Source organism: Pantoea leporis, from assembly GCF_028048155.1.
GTDB classification, from domain to species: domain Bacteria; phylum Pseudomonadota; class Gammaproteobacteria; order Enterobacterales; family Enterobacteriaceae; genus Pantoea; species Pantoea leporis.
Genome location: NZ_JALMEU010000002.1, coordinates 309,196 through 330,467, shown reverse-complemented (window position 1 = coordinate 330,467; position 21,272 = coordinate 309,196). Strand labels below are relative to the sequence as shown.

29 protein-coding genes are annotated in these 21,272 nt (G+C 53.0%); 13 read left to right on the top strand and 16 right to left on the bottom strand.

Annotated elements, in window-relative coordinates; all coding sequences use genetic code 11:
• Window positions 1–146: 146 nt before the first annotated feature.
• From MWH02_RS08750 to MWH02_RS08735, 4 genes are all read right to left on the bottom strand, one after another.
• Entirely contained in the window at window positions 147–707 is a 561-nt protein-coding gene (locus tag MWH02_RS08750) for a dCTP deaminase (RefSeq protein ID WP_271460364.1), read from the bottom strand.
• On the bottom strand, window positions 694–1,413 hold the full coding sequence (locus tag MWH02_RS08745) for a dCTP deaminase domain-containing protein (protein ID WP_271460363.1): 720 nt from the start codon (window positions 1,411–1,413) through the stop codon (window positions 694–696). The genes MWH02_RS08750 and MWH02_RS08745 overlap by 14 nt, the downstream gene beginning before the upstream one ends.
• A gap of 15 nt (window positions 1,414–1,428) precedes the next feature.
• Window positions 1,429–1,962, bottom strand: a complete 534-nt coding sequence (locus tag MWH02_RS08740; protein ID WP_271460362.1) for a dCTP deaminase domain-containing protein — start codon at window positions 1,960–1,962, stop codon at window positions 1,429–1,431.
• Window positions 1,963–2,138: 176 nt separating this feature from the next.
• Window positions 2,139–2,600, bottom strand: a complete 462-nt coding sequence (locus MWH02_RS08735; protein WP_271460361.1) for an Lrp/AsnC family transcriptional regulator — start codon at window positions 2,598–2,600, stop codon at window positions 2,139–2,141.
• 269 nt (window positions 2,601–2,869) lie between these two features.
• Between MWH02_RS08735 and MWH02_RS08730 the strand changes: the two genes are divergently transcribed.
• Entirely contained in the window at window positions 2,870–3,199 is a 330-nt protein-coding gene (locus MWH02_RS08730; RefSeq protein ID WP_271460360.1) for a DUF2000 domain-containing protein, read from the top strand.
• Here MWH02_RS08730 and MWH02_RS08725 read toward each other — a convergent pair.
• Together MWH02_RS08725 and MWH02_RS08720 are read right to left on the bottom strand one after the other, a co-directional pair.
• On the bottom strand, window positions 3,196–3,543 hold the full coding sequence (locus MWH02_RS08725; protein WP_271460359.1) for a helix-turn-helix domain-containing protein: 348 nt from the start codon (window positions 3,541–3,543) through the stop codon (window positions 3,196–3,198). The two genes, MWH02_RS08730 and MWH02_RS08725, sit on opposite strands and share 4 nt — an antisense overlap.
• Window positions 3,519–3,689: a cupin domain-containing protein gene (locus MWH02_RS08720; RefSeq protein ID WP_225608252.1), complete on the bottom strand. Its 171-nt coding sequence runs from the start codon at window positions 3,687–3,689 to the stop codon at window positions 3,519–3,521. Before MWH02_RS08720 ends, MWH02_RS08725 begins: the two co-directional genes overlap by 25 nt.
• Here MWH02_RS08720 and MWH02_RS08715 point away from each other — a divergent pair.
• Window positions 3,688–3,828, top strand: coding sequence for a hypothetical protein (locus tag MWH02_RS08715; protein WP_271460358.1), 141 nt, complete (start codon window positions 3,688–3,690; stop codon window positions 3,826–3,828). The two genes, MWH02_RS08720 and MWH02_RS08715, sit on opposite strands and share 2 nt — an antisense overlap.
• Before the next feature lie 33 nt (window positions 3,829–3,861).
• Here the strand turns inward: MWH02_RS08715 and MWH02_RS08710 are convergent, their stop codons facing one another.
• The gene (locus tag MWH02_RS08710; RefSeq protein WP_192234977.1) at window positions 3,862–4,464 is read right to left on the bottom strand and encodes a helix-turn-helix domain-containing protein; all 603 of its coding nucleotides are present in this window, start codon (window positions 4,462–4,464) and stop codon (window positions 3,862–3,864) included.
• 43 nt (window positions 4,465–4,507) lie between these two features.
• Here MWH02_RS08710 and MWH02_RS08705 point away from each other — a divergent pair, with 43 nt between their 5' ends.
• The 3 genes from MWH02_RS08705 to MWH02_RS08695 all read left to right on the top strand — a co-directional run bounded on the left by MWH02_RS08705 (window position 4,508) and on the right by MWH02_RS08695 (window position 6,077).
• Window positions 4,508–5,203 carry a B3/B4 domain-containing protein gene (locus MWH02_RS08705; RefSeq protein WP_110866961.1) on the top strand — a complete coding sequence of 232 codons (696 nt, stop codon included), beginning with the start codon at window positions 4,508–4,510 and terminating at the stop codon, window positions 5,201–5,203.
• A gap of 81 nt (window positions 5,204–5,284) precedes the next feature.
• Window positions 5,285–5,695: a GNAT family N-acetyltransferase gene (locus MWH02_RS08700; RefSeq protein ID WP_271460357.1), complete on the top strand. Its 411-nt coding sequence runs from the start codon at window positions 5,285–5,287 to the stop codon at window positions 5,693–5,695.
• Window positions 5,696–5,705: 10 nt separating this feature from the next.
• The gene (locus MWH02_RS08695; RefSeq protein WP_110866963.1) at window positions 5,706–6,077 is read left to right on the top strand and encodes a RidA family protein; all 372 of its coding nucleotides are present in this window, start codon (window positions 5,706–5,708) and stop codon (window positions 6,075–6,077) included.
• Here the strand turns inward: MWH02_RS08695 and MWH02_RS08690 are convergent.
• Window positions 6,064–6,486: a nucleotide triphosphate diphosphatase NUDT15 gene (locus tag MWH02_RS08690; RefSeq protein ID WP_271460356.1), complete on the bottom strand. Its 423-nt coding sequence runs from the start codon at window positions 6,484–6,486 to the stop codon at window positions 6,064–6,066. The two genes, MWH02_RS08695 and MWH02_RS08690, sit on opposite strands and share 14 nt — an antisense overlap.
• 30 nt (window positions 6,487–6,516) lie before the next feature.
• On the opposite strand from MWH02_RS08690, the gene MWH02_RS08685 reads away from it, so the two are divergent.
• Window positions 6,517–6,708 carry a hypothetical protein gene (locus tag MWH02_RS08685; RefSeq protein WP_271460355.1) on the top strand — a complete coding sequence of 64 codons (192 nt, stop codon included), beginning with the start codon at window positions 6,517–6,519 and terminating at the stop codon, window positions 6,706–6,708.
• Between the two features lie 14 nt (window positions 6,709–6,722).
• On the opposite strand, the gene MWH02_RS08680 is transcribed toward MWH02_RS08685, so the two are convergent.
• On the bottom strand, window positions 6,723–7,871 hold the full coding sequence (locus tag MWH02_RS08680) for an MFS transporter (protein ID WP_271460354.1): 1,149 nt from the start codon (window positions 7,869–7,871) through the stop codon (window positions 6,723–6,725).
• Window positions 7,872–8,075: 204 nt separating this feature from the next.
• On the opposite strand from MWH02_RS08680, the gene MWH02_RS08675 reads away from it, so the two are divergent.
• Together MWH02_RS08675 and cybB are read left to right on the top strand one after the other, a co-directional pair.
• Window positions 8,076–8,570, top strand: a complete 495-nt coding sequence (locus MWH02_RS08675) for a MarR family winged helix-turn-helix transcriptional regulator (RefSeq protein ID WP_271460353.1) — start codon at window positions 8,076–8,078, stop codon at window positions 8,568–8,570.
• Window positions 8,571–8,661: 91 nt separating this feature from the next.
• Window positions 8,662–9,216: a cytochrome b561 gene (gene cybB, locus MWH02_RS08670; protein ID WP_271460352.1), complete on the top strand. Its 555-nt coding sequence runs from the start codon at window positions 8,662–8,664 to the stop codon at window positions 9,214–9,216.
• On the opposite strand, the gene MWH02_RS08665 is transcribed toward cybB, so the two are convergent.
• A complete protein-coding gene (locus tag MWH02_RS08665) occupies window positions 9,200–9,553 on the bottom strand; it encodes an MmcQ/YjbR family DNA-binding protein (RefSeq protein WP_110866968.1) in 354 nt (117 codons plus the stop codon). The two genes, cybB and MWH02_RS08665, sit on opposite strands and share 17 nt — an antisense overlap.
• A gap of 124 nt (window positions 9,554–9,677) precedes the next feature.
• Between MWH02_RS08665 and MWH02_RS08660 the strand changes: the two genes are divergently transcribed.
• Window positions 9,678–10,793 carry a metallophosphoesterase gene (locus tag MWH02_RS08660; protein ID WP_271460620.1) on the top strand — a complete coding sequence of 372 codons (1,116 nt, stop codon included), beginning with the start codon at window positions 9,678–9,680 and terminating at the stop codon, window positions 10,791–10,793.
• Window positions 10,794–10,798: 5 nt separating this feature from the next.
• On the opposite strand, the gene MWH02_RS08655 is transcribed toward MWH02_RS08660, so the two are convergent.
• Window positions 10,799–11,422, bottom strand: coding sequence for a TetR/AcrR family transcriptional regulator (locus MWH02_RS08655; RefSeq protein ID WP_271460619.1), 624 nt, complete (start codon window positions 11,420–11,422; stop codon window positions 10,799–10,801).
• A 137-nt stretch (window positions 11,423–11,559) separates the two neighbouring features.
• On the opposite strand from MWH02_RS08655, the gene MWH02_RS08650 reads away from it, so the two are divergent.
• Window positions 11,560–12,768 carry an MFS transporter gene (locus MWH02_RS08650; RefSeq protein WP_192234991.1) on the top strand — a complete coding sequence of 403 codons (1,209 nt, stop codon included), beginning with the start codon at window positions 11,560–11,562 and terminating at the stop codon, window positions 12,766–12,768.
• Window positions 12,769–12,850: 82 nt separating this feature from the next.
• On the opposite strand, the gene MWH02_RS08645 is transcribed toward MWH02_RS08650, so the two are convergent.
• The gene (locus tag MWH02_RS08645; RefSeq protein ID WP_271460351.1) at window positions 12,851–13,687 is read right to left on the bottom strand and encodes an alpha/beta fold hydrolase; all 837 of its coding nucleotides are present in this window, start codon (window positions 13,685–13,687) and stop codon (window positions 12,851–12,853) included.
• Window positions 13,688–13,795: 108 nt separating this feature from the next.
• Between MWH02_RS08645 and MWH02_RS08640 the strand changes: the two genes are divergently transcribed.
• Window positions 13,796–14,794, top strand: a complete 999-nt coding sequence (locus MWH02_RS08640) for a GlxA family transcriptional regulator (RefSeq protein ID WP_271460350.1) — start codon at window positions 13,796–13,798, stop codon at window positions 14,792–14,794.
• Between the two features lie 79 nt (window positions 14,795–14,873).
• Complete coding sequence (locus MWH02_RS08635) at window positions 14,874–16,091, top strand: MFS transporter (protein WP_101761412.1); 1,218 nt, start codon at window positions 14,874–14,876, stop codon at window positions 16,089–16,091.
• An 11-nt stretch (window positions 16,092–16,102) separates the two neighbouring features.
• On the opposite strand, the gene MWH02_RS08630 is transcribed toward MWH02_RS08635, so the two are convergent.
• On the bottom strand, window positions 16,103–18,043 hold the full coding sequence (locus tag MWH02_RS08630) for a methyl-accepting chemotaxis protein (protein WP_217548093.1): 1,941 nt from the start codon (window positions 18,041–18,043) through the stop codon (window positions 16,103–16,105).
• A gap of 273 nt (window positions 18,044–18,316) precedes the next feature.
• Between MWH02_RS08630 and MWH02_RS08625 the strand changes: the two genes are divergently transcribed.
• Window positions 18,317–19,423, top strand: coding sequence for a Fic family protein (locus MWH02_RS08625; RefSeq protein WP_439652367.1), 1,107 nt, complete (start codon window positions 18,317–18,319; stop codon window positions 19,421–19,423).
• A gap of 42 nt (window positions 19,424–19,465) precedes the next feature.
• Here MWH02_RS08625 and MWH02_RS08620 read toward each other — a convergent pair whose 3' ends face one another.
• The 3 genes from MWH02_RS08620 to MWH02_RS08610 form a co-directional block, all read right to left on the bottom strand.
• Window positions 19,466–19,813: a YebG family protein gene (locus MWH02_RS08620; protein ID WP_110866975.1), complete on the bottom strand. Its 348-nt coding sequence runs from the start codon at window positions 19,811–19,813 to the stop codon at window positions 19,466–19,468.
• Between the two features lie 73 nt (window positions 19,814–19,886).
• Window positions 19,887–20,681 (bottom strand): SIR2 family protein, encoded by a 795-nt coding sequence (locus MWH02_RS08615; RefSeq protein ID WP_110866976.1) that lies wholly within the window; start codon window positions 20,679–20,681, stop codon window positions 19,887–19,889.
• Window positions 20,678–21,238 carry a non-canonical purine NTP pyrophosphatase gene (locus MWH02_RS08610; RefSeq protein ID WP_101761408.1) on the bottom strand — a complete coding sequence of 187 codons (561 nt, stop codon included), beginning with the start codon at window positions 21,236–21,238 and terminating at the stop codon, window positions 20,678–20,680. Before MWH02_RS08610 ends, MWH02_RS08615 begins: the two co-directional genes overlap by 4 nt.
• Between the last annotated feature and the right edge of the window lie 34 nt (window positions 21,239–21,272).

Here is a 21,272-nt window from a genome sequence, read left to right as displayed (position 1 = left end):
TAAAAAGTGCAATTTTTACGATGGTGCTAAAACAGTCCTAACATTACTTAGACGTAGTTAGAAATTTTTTTAAGACTGAAATTTTCAGTGATTATCATAAGACCTAAAATGAGTCTCTGCTTGAAGAAAAGACTCATTTAATCTATTTAGTTCTCATATCCATCAAAGTTTGGAATTGTAGGAAAGTCAGAATTAGCATACCTTCCAGAATATGGGGAACTAGTCTTCATTGAGCAACCAAACAAATATAACTGGCCAACCTTGCTAAAAAAAGGTATTTCAATACAGTATTTAGACAGATTAACTATTTCTAAGGTTATATGTCCTTCAAAACCTGGTTCAATTTGTCCATCGTTGCATGTTATCTGTACAAAAAGTCTAGCTAAACTTCCTTTAGTTTGTATTAATCCAAATACGTCATTCGGCAATTTGTAACGGTCATGGCTACATGCAAGTATCTGCTCACCAGGTTTAAGAGTAATACTGCTTTTTTTAGAGGAATCATCATCCAAACAATATAAGTCGTCGATATCGTCATTAGAGTATCCATAACGTATTATTTTATCTTGCCCTTCAGCCAGATCTCTTAATTTATAAATATTGTTTGAAAGTCTGACTTGCAAGCAAAAAGTCTCAACTAAATTTTTATTGGCACAAATAGACTCCTCGGTAACAAGTGACTTAAGATTATCATCAATTATCAACATTATCATTATCTCCCTTGATGCCACTTTTCAACTGCATTGCAGAATTTTCTATAGGTTTTTCTTTATGAAATACGCCATAACCAGTAAAAACGAGTGATAATAATGCAATGAGCATCATAACAAAACTTGGGCCATATGACACCCATTGTTGTTTACATATGTTCCACATCCTTTTAATACGGCCTTTTTTAGGCATGTTTGTACTTTCTGAGTTTGTGGCTTCTATAAAATCTGGTGTATGAGCGGTTTGAAAAAAAATAGCTGAAGCAATTTTCTGTCCTTTCTTTAACTCTACTTTTTTTGTAGAGTAATTTACCAACCTCAACTTTAGAACTCCAGAATAACCAGGTTCAATTTTGGCGCTCGGTGATTGAATACCATCCTGTAGGAAAATGCTTCCAGTAGACATAACCATCCCAAACCAGTTGTTGGGTATTTTCATTGACTCTTTAACGGTAACTACAACAGATGTTCTAGGTGCTATCGTTATATGTTCATTTTCTATTAAAAATAGTCCCTTATCATTATATGAGTAATTCTCATTCCATGAATTACCCAAAGTTAAATCCAATGAAAACTCATCAATTGGAATTTCAGTTTTGTCTTTTTTATTTTTCTCATCATCATAGCAAAGATATAACTTGCTATTATAAGACTTTTTATTTTTCTCAAAAATCCCATTATTACTAGTAACTCTATCTTTCAAGTGGATAACGCTCATTTATATTTGTCTCTCGCTCTTATTTTGCGACACTCGACCACCATTCCATTGGCCAGCATAAGGATTTGAACTACCCTTTACAGAATAAAATACAGCTGTTGAAAAGCGTGCATGCTTTTCAAGAAAGAAAGGTTTTTTTCCAAAATTAGTCAAATTAAAAAGCATTGGCCCCACATATCCATGAGAAAGAATGCTGGATTGAAATATGACCCCACTTCGAAAGAGAGTGCTTCTTGGGAAAAACTGGCAGCTAATCTCTTCTGGTAAGTTAAAGACCTCAACAGTTTCAACTAGATATGACATTCCTGATTGCAATTCAAAAACACCATCTTTACTGGGACGCAATTCTTTTGAAGATGGTGTTTTTCTAAACTCTTTGCCTAAGAAAGCAATTTCATCACCGATCAAATAAACTGCCCGAGCGGACAGATCAATACCCACTCCTTCAGAGTTCTCAACTTCACGCTTATTAACATTGCTAATGATTCCCTTAGCAATGAATTCAGATAAATGAGACTTAATCGATAAAATCATAATTAAAATTCTGCAACATAAAAATTAAGGCGCTATTATAACATAATCTAATAGTAAATGTTAACAACATTATTAATGTTATGTTGATCGCATTAAAATACACATTAAAATATAGTGATTATTTTATTACATTCTATTGCCTTGCCTACAAGCTTATAAAACACGCATTATTTATTTTAATTCAAAGGCCAAGCCGCTAATCCCTTTATTTCCTTTAGCACAAACATACTCTGCATCTCCTTTATCCCCGGCAATCTTCGAATAACCGACATGGCGAATTCCGCGTAAGCATCCATATCCGCTGCCACCACCTGTAATAAGAAATCTGCATCGCCGCCGATGCTGTAACATGAAACCACATTATCCAGCGCCATCACTTCTTGTTCGAATCTACGCGCTTCGGCTTCGCTATGGCTATCAATGATGACGCGTACAAACACCATCACATAGAGGCCAATCTTTTTTCGATTAAGTACTGCGCGATAACCCTGAATCACTTCATCCTCTTCCAGCTTGCGCACTTTGCGCCAGGTAGGGGATGCGGAGAGGCCAATTTCGTCGGCGAGATGTTGGTTGGTGATGCGCGCGTCCTGCTGCAACAGCTGGAGGATTTTAATATCTGTCTTGCTTAAGCTCATAAGTGGATAATCCTTTCCTTTGTTTAGCGATTAAAGGATTTTTTATCCCTAATCTGTTCCTTTTGCAACGTAATCAGAAAGCACTTTCCTTTGGGGTTGCGGCATACTTTTTTCTCTAATGATTGTTATCAGAGTCACTGCGCGGATGTAGCCAAGTCGCCATGAATGGCGCCCCTACGGCTTAGGGTGCGCATTTATGCGCACCGGGAAAACCAGCGTTATTCGCTGAACCGTGCACCTGTAACCCCACTCAAAGTGAAGCCTGAATCATGAATTTCGACGCAAACACCCACCGCTGCACCATCGTGATTGATCAGCAACTGCCCGCCGGATTGGCAATGAACGCTGCCAGCATTATCGGCATTAGTTTTGGCAAATTACCAGGAAATTTGGTGGGGCCGAATCAGCAAAGCCAGGATGGCGTTGATTATCCCGGCGTCATCTACGCGCCGCTGGCGCAATCCTGCAAAACGTACGAAGAGTATGGCGAGCGTATTGCTGACGCGCACAGCGATCAGATTGAGTTGGTGGCGATCGGTTTGATAGGTCCAAAGAAAAAAATTACCCTTTTAACCGGCAATTTGAAGCTGTATCGCTAAACATCCTCTTCGGCGGCGAACCACGCAGGCGGCTGGCCGACATAGCGACTGAATGCCACGCTGAAGGCGCTGGCGGATAGATAGCCGACGCACTCTGGCACTTTGGCTACCGCCATGCTTTTACCGCCCAGCAGATTTTTCGCCAGCGCCATACGCCACGTCAGCAGGTAGACCATCGGCACCACGCCAACCGCTTCGCGGAAACGCACAAAGAAAGAGGAGCGTAACAGCGCGGCGGCTTTCGCCAGTTCGGCCATCGTCCAGCTGTGCGCAGGATTGGCATGAATGGCGCGGATTGCCGCCGCCAGCCGTTCGTCAGCTAACCGCTCATCACGCCCGGACACGCATTGCAGATCGGCATTGATCGCAGCGCTTCGATTAACAGCAGCTCTAGCAAGCGTTCCAGTACCACATGACGCGCCGGACGCTGTGCGCGGCACTCATCCATCACCAACTGCACAAGCGTGGTCAGGCGCGATTCGCCGCGCATGGAAAACACGCAGCTTGAGCCGCATCAGCCGCTGTTAGATGGCGTGTTCAGCGCGATGCAGCAGCCACAACCGACCACCAAGGCGCTGGATGTGGCGGAAGCGGTGTGGCGTGCGGCGACCGATGCGCATTCCAGCTGACGAAGATGCGGTGGCGCTGGCGAACGAAGTGGGTTAACCGTGAATTTCGGCGACTGCCATGGTGAAAACCAGCGGCAGTTCGCCGAGGTTCGCATAACTGTGCGGTGCGGCGGTTTTCGCCACCGCTGAACTGCCGCGCGGCACCTGCAACCGCTGTTCATCAACCGTCAACGTAAGTTCACCTTGCTCGACATGCAGCAGTTCGTAAGTGCGCTGCGGATGGCCCGGCGAGGCGAACTGTTCGCCGGGGAACATCTCCCAACGCCATAGCTCGATCATATCCGGGCCTTGCGTGCCCGCCAGCAAACGCGCCGTACCGCCCTTGTCCCCTTGCCAAAGTATTGGAATGTCCTCTTCAGCAACCAGATGCGCCAGCGGATCGGCGGTGACATTCACAATATCGGCCACCGATATTCCTAGCGCTGCCGCCACTTTGCACAAAATGGCGATGCTGGGATTCGCGCTGCCTTTTTCAATCTCAACTAACATGCCTTTACTGACGCCCGCGCGGCGCGAGAGCTCATCCAGCGACAGTTTTTGCTGTTGGCGGAAACTTTTGACGCTGGCTGAAACGGCGGCGCTGACATAGTCGATATCAGAACCTGCTTCGGTCAATTTATTGACTTTTGTCTTCATCGGTCACTATCATGGAATAAATTAGTCATTACAGGATTATGTTATGTTCGCCTTAAGCCCGTCAATCGATCCTTCCGTTTCTGCTTTAGCGCCTGACTTTACCGCGCTCAGCATTTTAGTTCAGGCTGCGCCAGTGTTGCGTCCGCAAGTTGGTAAAGAAGCCCTCGTACAAGCTTGTCGCGATATGCTGCAGGATGATTTTCCGTGGGCTGAAGCACATCTGACGCAATGGACGGAAATGTTCAAACATTTTGGTGCCAAACCGAAACGTACGCCCTGTTCGGCAGATGCCTTGCGCAAGCGCGTGCAGCGCGACGGATCAATGGCAGCCATCGATCCAATCGTGGATCTCTACAATGCGGTGAGCATTCGTTTCGCCATTCCGGTTGGTGGTGAGAATGTGGCCGCTTACGTGGGGAACCCGCGGCTGACGCGCGCCGATGGCAGCGAACCCTTCGATGTCTATAAAGAAGGCGTCCTGAGCCATGAATCTCCCGAACCTGGCGAAGTGGTGTGGCGGGATGACGCAGGCGTAACTTGTCGTCGCTGGAACTGGCGACAAGGTGTGCGCACGCGTCTCAGTATTGAGCAAACGCAGATGTGGTTTGTGCTGGAGCGATTACCGGCGATGCCACTCGAAGCATTGCAACATGCGGGCGATATGCTGGAGCAAGGTATTCAGCAGATGATGCCCGGCGCTATTATCGAACGCAGTATACTTGGCAATATCAATCACTAATCGCTATGTTGTCACTCTCGCCTGCCACCTTTTAGGAATCGGAATGCACAACAGCCACAGTTTTTGGATGCGGTGACGCAAATGCTGCATCGCGAATGGTCGGATTTCCCCAACTGGCGCGATGCGGCAGTGATTGAGCAGCGTTTACAGGCGCGCAATGCCGCCAAGGCCAAAACGCTGACGCTGGTGGCAACCACAAGCGATGGCGAATTGATGGCGACCGCCAGCATTATCCATTACGAACTGCACGATATCGCCGAGCGCGAGTTTTGGCTCGGCGAAGTCATTACTGCCGCAACACACCGTGGAAAAGGGTTGGCGAGTGGCCTGGTGACGCGCTTAATTACCGAAGCGCGTCAGCGTGGGATCACCGCGTTGTGGCTGTATACACCGGATCAACAAGCCCTCTATCGCCGCTTCGGCTGGCAGGATGTAGAGCAGCGCGTGATTGCTGATGAAGATGTTACGGTGATGGTTCTAAACATTGTTTAAGGAGAAGCAGATGCTGATGCGTAAAAACTATCCGCAATTGGGTGAAGTCAAAGCGCCTTATGTGCACGCGGTAAGGCACAATGAAACTTTATATGTCTCTGGCTTGACCGCTTTCGGTACGCCAGCGCAGCAAGCTGATATCGCTACACAAGCAGAAACTATATTCCAGCAGTTGCATACCATCGCGGCTGAAGAAAAGAGTTCGCTGGAAAAGCTAATCAAGGTGACGATTTTTATCACCTCATTTGATGAGATCAACGTCTTACGCGGCGTGCTGTTTAAACATTATGGCGAACATCTGCCGGCGAGTTCGCTGGTACAAATTAGTCAACTTTTCTCGCCGGATTTAAAGATTGAGATCGAGGCGATTATCGCCCTGTAGCCAACGCCTGCAGCGCCGCCAATCCATCGCGTGCCATCCATGTGCGCAGCGGCGCAAACAGCGGTTGCGGCAGATTTTCTGGTGCGAACCATTGCCAGCCGTGGCACTTTTCAGGCTCCATCAGTTGTGGTTCACCGATTGCGTCCTGCGCCACCATCAGTAGCGTAATGTAGTGCTTGTTGACCTCGGGAAACACATCGCTAACGAACGCGCCGTTTTGCAGTTTACCAAGCTGTAAGCCGGTTTCTTCCAGCACTTCGCGACGCGCGCAGGCTTCCGGCGATTCGTCAAACTCCAGATGCCCGCCCGGCGCAGACCAGTCGCCCGCGCCGTGGCTGCCTTTGCGTTGCCCTAATAACAGTTTTCCATCGCGGAAAACTAAAACGCCGATTCCCACTTGTGGCGACATCGTTGCTCCTTGGTTTGCAGGCCGTCATAAATGACGAACCTGCGTGAAAAAATTGTCCCACGTTTTATCACATTGATTGCCGAACGATTATCGCTTAATGCCGATCAGTTAAGCGCCGTATCGAATCACCGCACCTTCCGTAGCGGCGCGATTTATCGCGCAATGAATTGCGCCGCTACAATGTGTGCTCTCGGTAATGAGGGGTTTTCATGTCTTAACTGACGAGCATTACGCGATTATCGCTGCGTTTTAAACCGCAGCGCCATCACCATCAGCAACATAATGCCTACGCTCATGATTATCCACGCGCTATCGAGCGAGGCGGCGCGGTCACGCACGATGCCAGCGATCAGCGGCATCAACGCCGCCAGCAAATAACCGCCGCCCTGCACGAAGGATAGCAATGCGCCCGCTTCTTCCGGCGTGTGCGCGTGATCGAGCGTGACGATCAGCGAGAGCGGGAACAGCGCGCCAATGCCTAATCCGAGCAGCAATGTAGGCAACCACGCCTGCGCCCCGCCAAGCCACAGCAGACTGATCAAGCCCAGCAGAATCAAAGTTAACACCACCAGCAACGGACGGCGACGATCGCGGAAGCGATGAATCAACGCCGACAGCACAAAACCCGCGGCAACTTCCGTCAGCGTGAGCGCACCCAGCACATAGCCGCTTTGTTCAGGTTGCCAGCCGTGCTGCATGTAAAATGGCGGCAGCCACGCCAGCACCAACGTGTACGCGCCGGTGCCAATTCCAAAGAAAATCATCAACAGCCAGGCACGCGGTGAGCGAGCAGTGCGTGGAGCCTGGCTGCTTTGCATTGGCGTTACGCCGCGTGAAAACGTCAACCACAGCAACAGCGCGATGACTGCGGGAACAACAGGAATTGCCAGCGTTAACGCTAAACCTTGCGATTTCGCCAATGGTGCGGCGCTGGCGGCAGCAATCGCTGCGCCCGCCATAATCCCGGTGGTGAACAGCGCCATCAGCGTGCCTGCTTTCGCACCAAAGTGACGTTTGATCTGCGCTGGCATTAAGGCCTGAATCAATCCGATACCGCAACCCGCCACCAGCGCGCTGGTAATCAACGCTGTGGCAGATTGCTCGAACCCACGCGCGACGCTCGCCAGCGCCAGCAACAGCAATCCGGCAGCGATACCGCGTACTTCGCCGAGCCGGCGCAACAGCAGCGGCCCGGCCAGCGCCGCCAATCCCATCATGATGACCGGCAACGTGGTCAGCAGGCTAAGCTGCGTGGCGCTGAGCTGCGCGTCGCGCTGCAGGAGTGGAAAGAGCGGTCCCATCGCCGCCATAATCGGCCGCAAATTCAGTGCGATAACAAAAACCAGTAAGGCAAACATCCCAACCGCAGGTAAAGTACGATTCACTTTGCATCTCCATGCTCATCAAAAGTATCTTAACGCTAAGATACTTTTCGCAGCAGCAACAGCCCATGCGCACAAAGCAACAAATGGGGATGAGATGGCGAATATTAATCACCGCACAATCCGTAGCGGCGCAATTTATTTCGCGATGAATCGCGCCGCTACGGATTGTGCAAACAGGCAACAACAGCATCTGGAGAAATCAATTTGACCGATCACGTCGATTTTGTAGTTGAACAATGGGCCAGCGCGATGCCGGAGCTGGATGCATCGTCGATGGCGGTATTTGGTCGCATGCTGCGTATCATGAAACATCTGGCGAAAACGCGCGCTGAAGCGCTGGCACCGTTTAGATTTCGCGATGGCGAATTTGATGTGCTGGCGACGCTGCGGCGCGCGGGTGCGCCCTATCGCTTATCGCCGACCCAGCTGTATAAATCATTGCTGGTGACATCGGGCGCGATGACCAATCGCCTCAATCGGCTGGAAGAAGTGGGGTCGATTGTGCGCGTTGCCGATCCCGACGATAAGCGCAGCATGCTGGTGGCGCTGACTGAAGAAGGATTAGCGAAGATCGAGCAAGCCCTGCTGGTACACTCGCAAACGCAAAATAGCCTGCTGGAAACGCTGGATGCAGCGCAGCAAGCGCAGCTGAAAACCTTGCTGAGTCAATTGTTGGTGGCAACAGAAGCGGAAAGGTAAAAACGCTGTTGCTGATGTGTCAAATAATGAATTAATTCAGCGCATTTTCCATTAAAGTAACCGTCCCGCTAGGCCTTTTTACGGATTAAAAATGAGCAATAAATACGCCCCATCGCAGATTTTTCTTCACTGGTTGACCTTCCTGTTGGTCGTCACTGCGTATTGCACCATGGAATTTCGTGGACTGGCGACGCGCGGTTCGTGGCAAGGCTTTGCCATGATTATTGGTCACTTCAGCGCAGGAAGTTGTGTGCTGGTGATTATGCTGTCACGCATCCTGCTGCGTTTCCGCCATCGCAGCCCGGCGATTTTGCCCAAGCCGCCGCACTGGCAAACCGGCCTGGCGCATCTGATGCATCTGGCGATCTACGTGTTTTTCATTGTCTTACCCACGCTGGGCATTTTGTCGCGCTTCTACATGGGCCGCACCTGGTGGATTTTTGGCATTCCGATGCCGGTGAGTGGCGATCCGGATCCGGATTTCGCCGACATGATTGCGGACTGGCATGAAACCCTCGCGCCTTACGGATACTGGCTGATCGGCATTCATGCCGTGGCCGCGCTGGCGCACCATTATCTGTTCAAAGACAATACGTTAATGCGCATGATGCCTGCGCGCCGCTCGGGCGCTAAAACGTCAGACTGAAGCTGTCATCCAGCAGCGCCAGAATCTCGCTATCCGGCAAGCCGTTCTCCAGCGTGATGCTCAGCCAATGCTCTTTGTTCATGTGGTAAGCCGGATAAACGCCGGGCAACTGGCGCAGCGACCCAATCAGTTCAGGTCGCGCTTTGATGTTCATCACATCAATTACCGGCCCATCCGGTAAACCGAGTTTGTGACTCTCCAGCGGGAACACCAGCGCAAACCATTTGCGGTGCCGCGGATGACGCAGCACTGCATACTCACTGTGCTTTTTCCACGGATAATCGGGTTCTACCTGATAGTGCTGATTGATGTAGTCGAACAGCTGCTGGCGTTGCATGCATCCTCCGTGGTGTATTGCGCCTAAAAAAGTACGTGCGAAGCCATGATAGTAATCAGTTACGTCTACACTGCGTATAGATTTCTTGCGCTAAATCAGCGCCCTTAAACCAGGGAAGTGAATGATGTTCCATCTGATTTTCAGCATACCGAGCTGGTATGTGATCGCCCGATTTTTGTTCCCGTTAGCCATGCCCTTGCTGTTAAAAATCATCCTTTCTCTGCTGGTGTTACTGGCTTCGCAATATCTGCTGGTGAGCCGTTTTACCTCTGGCAGCATGTTCTCGCCGGAAATGCCGCGCACCATCGTCATCCTGTTCAACTGGGGTTTCAGCGCCGTTTTATTCCTCGCGCTGACGCAGTTTGTGATTGATGGGGTGGCGCTGGTTTCACTGTTGTTCCGCCATCCGTTCGAAATCGTACCCGCGGTGCGTTATGTGGCGGCGGCGTTTGCCTTGATTTTGGCCACGGTTGGCGTTTATCAGGCTATCCGCGTTCCGCCGATCAAAGATGTGACCATTGAGATCGACAACCTTCCGCGCGAATTCGAAGGCTATCAACTGTTGCAGTTAACGGACATGCACATCACCAAACTTTTTAATGAGAAATGGACGCGCGCCCTGGTGCAAAAAGCCATGATGCTGGACGTCGATCTGATTCTGGTCACCGGCGATGTGATTGACGGCACGCTGCAGAACCGTCGTGCGGACGTCGAACCGCTGCGCGGATTACACGCGCGCGATGGCGTTTTCGCCATCACCGGCAATCACGAATATTTCTTTGAGCAGGAGCGCTGGACCGCACATCTGGCGTCGCTAGGTCTGGAGCCGTTACTCAATCGCCATACGGTGATTAAGCGCGATAACGCCGAGCTGGTGATCGCCGGCATGCCGGATACGTCAGCAGCACGACGTGGCGCAGTTGGCCCCAATTTGGAACTGGCGCTGGCCGGTGCGCCGGAAGACGCTCCGGTGATCTTGCTCGACCACCAGCCGCGCAACGCCCGGCAAAATGCGCTGAAAAAAATCGATTTGCAGCTGTCCGGCCACACGCACGGCGGGCTAATTATTGGCTTTGATCGCCTGTTTGCCAAACCCAACGCGGGCTTCGTGTCGGGTTTGTATCAGGTCGACGGCATGCAGCTCTACGTCAACAACGGCACCGCGCTCTGGCCTGGCATGGCGGTGCGTTTGGGCCGCCCCTCAGAGTTGACCCGCATTACGCTGCAGCGCAAACCGTAACGCACTTAAGATTGTGGGATTGCCCGCGAGGCATCCCACAATCTCATCATCTGTGCGATTCCGCGCTCAACCTCGTGGAGAGGAACGTCATCGCGCGCCAGGGTTGAGATCCCCAGCATAAAACTGTTGAAGCTGACCGCCAGCGAAAGCGTCTCCTCCTCATCCCGCAACTCACCGCTGCCGATCCCTCTTTCAACGCAATGCCTGATCCCTTCACGGGTGCGCATGCGCGATGCTTCAAGCGGTTTAAGCACGTGGCGATTTTCCTCAGAACAGGAAGACATCACGCTTAGCGCAACCATGCATCCACGCGGATGCGCAGGATCGTACTGCATTCTGGCGGAGTTGAGCAGCGCGGTTTCCAGCGCCTGGCGAGCGGGCACGCGGGTATCCCACAAAGCTTCCGTGACCTGAGCATGGGTTTGCAAATAACAGTTCACGGCTTCAGCAAAGAGTGCCTCTTTCGATCCAAACGCGGCGTAGAAGCTTGGCGCGGTGATGCCTTTGCCTATCGAGGCTTTGAGCTGCGCCAGCGAGGTTGATTCATAGCCGTTTTCCCAGAAAAGGTGCATCGCTTTGATCACCGCTTCATCCCGGTCAAATTGTCTTGGTCTGCCTGTTCTCATCATCACATCCTCCGCCATTTATACTAATCGATACAGAATTCATTGACAACGCACAGCTCGCCTCCGCAATATAAATACCGATCGATACATATATCCATGGCGCTTCGCGGCGCTGTTGCAAATCAAGAGCAGGCTAAATAATGAATTCAACGTTTAAGCACGAAGAAGCCCAACGGCTGCCAATCCTGGCGCTTTTGGCGCTCGCAATGGCAGGTTTTATCTGCATCCTGACTGAAACCATACCCGCCGGATTGCTGCCACAAATCAGTCAGGGGCTTAATATTTCCCCCTCGCTGGCCGGTCAATGGGTTACCGCCTATGCAGCCGGTTCGCTACTGGCCGCGATTCCGCTCACATTGCTGACCCGAAGCTGGTCGCGCAGGGTTGTGCTGCTGAGCACCGTGTGTGGATTTCTGCTATTTAACACTCTTACCGCCGTCTCTTCTGACGTTGTCATCATCTTAATAGCGCGATTTTTTGCTGGTGCGTCAGCCGGTTTGGCGTGGAGTCTGATTGCGGGCTATGCGCGAAGAATGGTTGTTCCATCGCTGCAGGGACGCGCATTGGCGCTCGCCATGGTGGGCACGCCAATCGCTCTTTCACTCGGTGTTCCGGCAGGCACATGGATGGGTTCGTTGCTGGGATGGCGTCTGACATTTGCCGCCATGTCGGGTCTCTCTCTCATTCTTATCGGCTGGATTTTGCTGGCCGTGCCGAACTATCCCGGCCAATCTGCTACGCAAAAAATGCCGCTCGGCGCAGTGTTACGCCTCCCCGGCGTAGGTGCCGTGCTGGGTGTGGTGCTGACCTGGATGCTGGCGCATAACATTCTCTATACCTACATTGCACCGTTCCTTGCTTCAGCCGGTCTGGCGCATCGCGTGGATGTGGTGCTGCTGATCTTTGGTATTGCGGCATTGGGGGGAATATTCATTACCGGTAAGATCATTGATACGCATCTGCGCAAAGCGGTGCTGCTGTCACTCTCCATCTTTGCTGCGGTGTCGGTGATTTTTGGTCTGAGTACGCCAACACCCGCCGTGATCTATGCGGGTATAGCCGTTTGGGGACTCACCTTCGGCGGTGCCGCGACGCTGCTGCAAACGGCTCTGGCAGATGCCGCCGGCGAATATGCCGATGTCGCGCTCTCCATGAATGTCGTCACCTGGAACAGCGCTATCGCCCTCGGCGGTTTGACCGGCGGAATGTTGCTGGAACATGTCGGCTCCCAATCTTTTCCGTGGGCGATTCTGCTATTGCTGTTGGTCGCGTTGGGAATTGCGCTGCGTGCTAAGCAGGGTTTCCCGGCTGAGAACAGCCGGGAAACCGGCATTACACCGGTGGCTTAGCGTAAACATACATTGCACATGCTGTAGCGGCGCGATTTATCGCGCAAATAATTGCGCCGCTACGATTCGTGAACTCGGTAATTTACGCTTTCGCAAACGCCAACAAATCAGGATTAATCTGCTCAGGATGCGTCGCGAACATACCGTGCGACAAGCCTGGGTAGGTTTTCAGCGTGCCCTGTTTTAGCAGCTTAATCGCCTTATGCGCCGAATCATTAATCGGCACCACCTGATCGTCTTCCCCGTGCAGCACCAATACCGGCACCGTGATCGCTTTTAAATCTTCGGTAAAATCGGTTTCCGAGAACGCAGCGATACAGTCGTACTGCGCCTTAGCGCCGCCCGCCATGCCCTGACGCCACCAGTTATCGATCAAACCCTGGCTCACTTTCGCACCCGGACGGTTAAAGCCGTAGAACGGCCCCGCTGGCACATCGATAAAGAACTGCGCGCGGTTAGCGGTTAGCGCCGAGCGGAAACCGTCAAACACCTCTTTTGGCAAACCTTCAGGATTGGCGGCGGTTTGCAACATGATTGGTGGCACGGCGCCCATCAACACTGCTTTCGCCACGCGACCTTTTTCGGCATGCGCCACATAACGCGCCACTTCGCCGCCACCGGTAGAGTGACCGATATGGATGGCGTTGCGCAGGTCCAGCGCTTTGGCCAGTTCTGCCACGTCAGCGGCGTATGTGGTCATATCATTGCCGCTATCGGTTTGGTCGGAACGTCCGTGGCCGCGACGGTCGTGGGCGATAACGCGATAACCTTGTGCCAGGAAGAACAACATTTGGTTATCCCAGTCATCGGCGCTTAACGGCCAGCCGTGATGAAACACTACCGGTTGGGCGTTTTTTGGGCCCCAGTCTTTGTAAAAGATTTTGGTGCCGTCTTGGGTGGTGATGATGCCGTTGCTCATGAGTAAGCCCTCTGTATGTGATTGTCTGCGTTCGATGGGCTTATTGTTATGGAAAGCGGCAGCGGCTAATATTGTCAAATATGACACATTAAGGGCCGTAACTGACAAATGATAAAAACTGATGAAAACAGCGTTGTCGCGGAGATTGGCTTGGTGATCTATCCCGATTGCCAACTCGCGGCGATATATGGCTTAACCGATATGTTCAGGATTGCTGCGGAATGGGCCGAGAATATATCGGGTGAAGAGCGCAAGCGGACGATTCGTGTTTCACATTGGCAGATCGATGCGCACAGCGATCATATGGTTTGCGTCTGGGATAGCCATCCCGATACAGCACATCGCCTGAGCCACGTGATTGCGCCGCCAAGTCTGGTGGTGCCAGCGAAAATGGTGCCCATGAAGGTGCCCGCCGACTGGATGAGTGAGCTTTATGACGCAGGCGTAACGCTCTGTTCGGTGTGCGCCGGTGCCTTTGTGCTGGCCGAAACCGGACTGATCGATCATCGTCGCGCCACCACGCACTGGGCCTTTGCGCAGACGCTGTCGGAGCGTTTTCCTGCGGTAGAGGTCGCGGCGGAAAATATGGTGATTGACGATGGCGACATTATTACCGCCGGTGGGATTTTGGCGTGGACCGATTTGGGTTTAACGCTGATCGAAAAAGTGCTCGGCACCGGCACCATGCTGGCGACCTCACGCTTTTTACTGATCGACCCGCCGCGACGCGAGCAAAGCACCTATTCGGCATTTATCCCCAATTTCGATCACGGTGATAGCCAGATTCTGCGCGCGCAGCATCATCTTCATGCCCATGTTGCCGAGCAGCACAGCATTGAGAGCATGTCGGCGCTGGCAAGCATGACGCCACGTACTTTTCTGCGCCATTTCCAGAAAGCGATCGGCCTGCGGCCAACGGATTATTTGCAGCAGGTACGCATTATGAAAGCGCGCGACGCGCTGGAGCTGAGTAATCGTTCGGTCGATCAGATCGCCTGGGAGATCGGCTACAGCGACCCTTCCGCTTTCCGCAAAATTTTCCGCAAACTCACCGGCGTCACGCCCGGCCAGTATCGGCAGCGGTTTGGTACCCGGCAACATAATTAACGCCCATCACAGCAGGAAAATTGCCGTTTTCCTGCCATGATTACGTTCGTCCCGTTCCGATTACTTGCTAAGGATTTCTATGCCACTGCGTTCGCTTCAGGCTCTGTGTCTGGTTAACTTTTTTATGGCTGACGTACGAGATGGTCTTGGGCCTTTTCTCGGCATATTTCTGACAGAACGCCACTGGAATGCAGGAGATATTGGCTGGGTGATGACCGCCGGTGGCCTTGCAGGGCTGGTTGCCACCCTGCCGGCAGGTTTAGCCACAGACGCTACTCGCCATAAACGATCGTTGTTGCTCATCGGTTCACTCCTGATCACCCTATCCACCTTGCTGCTGTGGTATTTCCATCAGGGATGGATCGTGGTTTTATCGCAGATTGTGACTGGCCTTTCCGCCGCGCTCATCGCGCCGATGTTGACGGGTATTACCCTTGGCCTAGCCGGTCCGCAAGGATTCAGCCATCAAATGGGGAGAAATGAAGCCTTCAACCACGGCGGAAATATGACAGCCGCCATTATTGCGGGTGCTTCAGTGTGGTTGTGGGGCACGGGTGCGGTGTTTGTACTCATGACGACGATGGCGCTGTGCGCAGGTGCAGCCGTGCTGGCTATTCGTCATAACGACATCGATAACCTTGCCGCGCGCGGGCTTTCTGGCAGCGAATCGGCCAGCAACGTCCCACGTCTTTATCAGATTGCCCGTAATCCTGCCGTCATTATCACGGGAGTCACGCTGTTACTCTTCCATCTTGGCAATGCCGCGCTGTTACCTATGCTGAGCCTGCGGGTGGCGGCAGCGCACAATGCAGCCATCAGCCCCGGACTTTATGCTGCCGCCACGGTGGTTATTTCACAATGTGTGATGATTCCCATGGCGCTGTATGCTGCACGTCACGCACCGCGTTTTGGCTATCCCGTGCTGATCACGGCGGCGCTGCTGGTGCTGCCATTACGTGCGTTGATTGCCTCCGCTTTTGACGGCGCTTATTTCATGATTCCGGTACAGATTCTGGATGGCGTAGCGGCGGGTCTGCTGGGCGTGGCGGTGCCGGGTTATATCGTAAAGGTGCTTGAGGGCAGCGGACATACCAATGCCGGTCAGGGTTTTATCATGCTCATGCAGGGCGTCGGCGCGGCAATGAGTCCCGCGTTGGCGGGAAACATTGCCGCAGCCTATTCCTATCGCAGTGCGTTTGCCGTGCTAGGCGCAATCGCCCTGGCGGCGCTGATCACCTGGTGGATAGGCAGCCGTTATTCAGAGAAAAACGGCGTGCCACGCTCAGCGCGTTCTTAGCTGAGGCTCGATTAACTCAGCTGGAAACGCCCAACGGTGTTCGCCAGCTGCGAGGCCTGATCTTCCAGCGAACTGGCGGCGGCAGACATCTCCTGCACCAGCGCGGCGTTCTGCTGCGTGGTGCTGTCCATCTCGTTCACCGCGATGGTCACCTGGCTGATGCCGCGCGCCTGCTCATCGGAAGCAATCACGATTTCACCGATAATGGTGCGCACCGAATTCACCGCCTGCGTCATCTCCTGCATGGTCTTGCCCGCATCCTGCACCAGCTGCACGCCGCTGCCGACGCGCTGCGTGGATTCTTCAATCAGCGCGCCGATATCTTTCACCGCATTGGCGCTGCGTTGGGCCAGATTACGGACTTCCGACGCCACCACGGCAAAGCCGCGTCCTTGTTCTCCGGCACGCGCCGCTTCTACTGCGGCGTTCAGCGCCAGAATATTGGTTTGGAAGGCGATGCTATTGATGATGGCGGTGATGTCGCCAATTTTCTTCGCGCTGTCGTCAATTTGCGCCATGGTTTGCACCACTTCGCCCACCAGCGTTTCACCACGACTGGCAATGTGCGTGGCGTTGTCGGTGAGCGTTGTCGCCTGATGCGCATTGGTGGCGTTGTGTTTCACCGTGGCAGTAATCTGCTCCATGCTGGCGGCGGTTTGCTCTAGCGCGGCAGCTTGCTGCTCGGTACGCGAGGCGAGATTGAGGTTGCCGCTGGCGATTTCACCCGCGCCCTGACGCACCGACGAACTGGCATCCTGAATCTGTCCCACGATATCGCGCAGCTGGTTTTGCATGGTATGCAGCGCATAGAACAAGCTGCTGTTATCGCGACCTTTCAACGTGATGACGTTATCGAGTTTGCCATCGGCGACGGCCAGCGCGATGGTCGCGGCTTCCAGCGGTTCGCCACCAATCGGCTTCAGCACTTTGCGGCTGAACAGCATGCCAAGCAGCGTACACACCACCAGAATGCTGATGATCATCAGGATCACCGCGTTAATCAGTTGACGATGCGCCGCCGCCATCACCTGGCTGACCGGCGCAACCACGCCGAGATACCATTTCTGATCGCTGTTACCAATCACCACCGGCTGCCAGGTTACCAGCGCATCTTCACCCAGCAACGCATCATGATGTTCCATCACGCTGCTGCTGAAGTTATGGGTATCACCTTTCCACGGCTTGCTGGTCTGGCTTTTATCCGGATAGGAAACCACATTACCCGCGCTGGAGAGCAACATCGCATAGCCGCTGCCTTCCCACGGTTTGATTTTGTTGACCTTTTCCTGCAGCGACGCCAGCGAAATATCGGACGTCACCACGCCCCACAGTTTGCCCTGACTCACAATCGGCGCCGCTACCGAAGTCAGCAGCGTCGGCACGCCGTTGTAGGCGTAGCTGTAAGGTTCAATCAGCATATCTTTCTGACTTTTTTGCGGCAGCAGATAGTAATCGCCCTGCCCTGGCGTGAAGATCGAGGTCAGCGGATGCAGGTTAAAATTGCCGGTTTGATCGCGATCGACGAAGAAGGCGTAGCGACCTTTCGGTGCCGCATTGGCTTGGGTGGCGAACTCCGCGTCACGTCCGTCGAAGGCATTCTCTTCGAAGATCACCGAGATCGACAGGTAATCGGGATTATCGCGCAGCGCCGATTCCATCAGCTTATCAGCAACTTTACGGTCCTGAATGCCCGCCGCTGGCAGTGCGATCAAGCTGTGGCCGAGGTTATGCGCCACATCGCGCGCGTAGCTAAGTTCATGCTGAATTTGCAGCGCCTGGCTTTGTGCAATCTGCTGCAGATAGCTTTCGGCCAGCGACTTTTGTTCGTTACTGGATTGCCAGCTCAGCACGCCGATGGTTACGGCAAAGCCGAGTGTGATGGTTAAGGCGCCCGTCAGCAGCATCTGCGTGCGGGTGCTCATTGTTTTCTTAGGTGATGCGTGTTTGGCCATTATGGCGCTCCTGGAGTTGACACTTTTCGGTATTCAGAACCACTCCCTGTGCGCGTGCATCCCTTTGAACACTCTATCGGCGCGCGTCGGTAGAACTTGATGGCAAGGTGCCAAACTCCGGTGGATTGCCATTGATGGTCACCGACATCAGGTCAGCGCCAGATGCCTGCCTGCTCTACTGGTCAATGAGCCGATTACAGACTATTATTCAGCTCACCATATGAGCCGAATAACCCATCTATTCAGCTCATGCGATTCAGGAGTGACTCTATGATGTGGATTTGGCAGCAGCCCGATTGGCCGCAGTTTCGCTGGCAGGATGAGAAATTACTGCCGCGCCTGCGCCAGCTGCAGCAGCAGCGCGGCGTCTTGCTGGGCCGCGCTAGCGTGCAAGATAACAGCGATCAACAAACGCTGGATACGTTGCTCAGCAATATCCTCTCTTCCTCAGCGATTGAAGATGAGCGCGTCAACGCGCAGTCGGTACGATCGTCCCTTGCCCGCCGTTTAGGCGTTTCGCTCGATCAGCCTTACCCGGTTTCCGAACGTTCCGAAGGTTTGGCAACCATGATGATGGATGCCATCACGCAACGCGATCAGGAACTCACGTTGGCGCGTTTATGTCAGTGGCATCGCTGGTTATTCCCCGCAAGCGAATGGACCATTAAGCGACTAAATGTTGGCACGTTGCGCGGCGATGAACCGATGCAGGTCGTTTCGGGGCGTATCGATCGGCCAACGGTACATTTCGAAGCGCCGCCGCGCGCCGGGCTGGAGGTACAGCTTGAAGAATTTATCGCGTGGTTTAATCACAGCCGCGCGGATCCGCTGCTCGACCCGCTGTTGCGCGCCGCGCTGTGCCATCTGTGGTTCGTTACGCTGCACCCGTTTGATGACGGTAATGGACGCATCACCCGCGCCCTGACCGATTTGGCGCTGGCGCAGGCGGATAGCCAAAGCATTCGTTTGTATGCCATGTCCGCATCGATTCTGGCGCAACGTGCCGATTATTACCGCATCCTGCAGCAGACGCAGCGCGGTGCGCTGGACGTCACCGATTGGCTGCTGTGGTTTTGTGATGTGCTGAATGACAGCCTTGAGCGCGCGCTGGAAACCGTCACGCGCACGCAAAACAAAGCGCGCTTCTGGTTAATGCACAATGCTGCTGAGCTGAGTGCGGAGCAAACCCGCGTGCTGAATCGCTTACTGGATGGCGGTGAACAGGGATTTAACGCAGGCATAAGCGCCGGCCAGTATCAGAAGGTGGCGAAAGTGAGTAAAGCCACGGCGACGCGACATCTGACAGAACTGCTGGCGAAAGGTTGTCTGGAGAAATTACCCGGCGGCGGGCGCAGCACGCGCTACCAGATTAAGCATTGATGGGTAACCAGGTGCGCATCAATGCGCACCTGACAAAACGGCTTACGCCGCTTTAACCGCGCGGACTTTCTTTTCCGGCGCTACCGCTTCCGCTTCGCTCTCGGTTTCCGCAGCGGCTTCAGGCGCTTGCGCAACCTCTTCTGCCTTTACAATATCCGGCAGCTTGCTGGTGCGCAGGATATGCTGCACCGCGTCTTTCTGTTCAGCCAACAGCAGACCCAATGCTTCGGCCTGCGCTTCACCCAAATCTGGCTGATGTTGCTGTAGCCAATCGGTAAAGGCGTCTGCCATATCGAGCATTTTGTCCCAGGCATCCGCGTCTTTTTTATTGGCAAACGTCATCTTTTCTTCACCCTTTCTGACTACAACATATTTGGTTTCGACTGCCATGATGCACCTCGATTAACTGTATTTATATACAGTATATTCTGATCAAACTTTTCCAGGCAATCACTTTCTGCTGTTAAGCCAGTAATTCTTCCAGGAACAGCGCCAACGCTTTGCGCGGATCGTCCTCTTCCGAGACGATCATCTCAATGCCCCACTGCCCTAATACCTCTTTTGCCACCGGGTTATTGCGGTTGGTGAACAGGTACGATTTAGGACGCGCGGTGGCCAAGCCGGTTCGGCCCCACATTTTTGTCAGGCGGTAGAATAACAGACGAATATTGAAATCGCTGATGCTGTAGCCCACAAACAATACCGAGTTGCCCATGACGTCGTGCGTGAGTTTGATATCCAGCGGCGAATCAAAATAGAGGCGTTCAAAGTAGCTGCTTTCATCCAGCACAATTGACGTATCGTCGTCGAAATCACCATGCAGTTTGATGATGTGGCGCTTATCTTCAGTCAACGACACCAAATCTGCCGCGTTCGCTACTTTACTGTAAGGCACGTTGTGCGCCTCATGCGCCATTTCAAGCCAGCGATCGTAATTGGTGGTGTAGATGCGTGAGAAATTGCCTTGCGTGATCATGGTATGGATTTCAGAACTGCGCACGTCAATATCCGGGCGATGCCATTCGCGATCCATCCAGCTGCGCAGCGGTCCCAGCGAGCCTTTACGCTGCTTGTAATACTCCGCCAGCGACAGATGCGTGCCGTAGGTATTGAAGATTTTTGGGTCGTAGCCCAGCTCTTTAGCCAGGTGCGCAATCAGCTCATGCCATTCCGGCAGGCCAAGATTGCGTGAAATGCCTGCACCGGCGAACAGGATCAGTTTACCGGTGTCATAGGCGCGTTTTAGCTCGGGTTTCATGCCAATCCCCGCGATGTTTTCAAAAAGGTTGCGAAGCGATCCAGCGCCAGGCGACGCATCGAAATCTCATTTTTCAGCTCGCCCATTTCGGCGAAAGTTTGCGTGTGCCCTTCCGGGATAAACACGCAGTCCCATTGAAATTCGCGTGGACCAGCAGGCTCGGTGGCGATGGTGCCGCGCAGTTCGCCTTCGAACTGATACATTTTTTGCCCATCGCAATAGCCAAGCACGGTTTTTGCCGTGACGCAGGCGCTATCTAAACCGTTCACCAGTTTGGTGAAGCGCTCGGCATTCAGGCGGCTCCAGAAGATGCGCGTTAATCCGGCCGGTAAGCCGTTCAGGCCATCCAGATAGAGCCCGGTGTGTTCGACAAACAGCGGACGACCAATAATAGAGAACGCTTTGGTGAGCTTGTCGCGCACCAGTTCAACCTCATTTTCAGTCTGAATCTCTTCAATACGGCGTGCGATGGGCAGCACTTCGACACCGACCGGCTCAAGGATGGTACGCACCTCGGCCAGCTTTAGTTCATTGGCAGACAGGAATCGTATTTTCATTGCAATCAGTATGTTGAAGGTGAGTTTAAGCTCT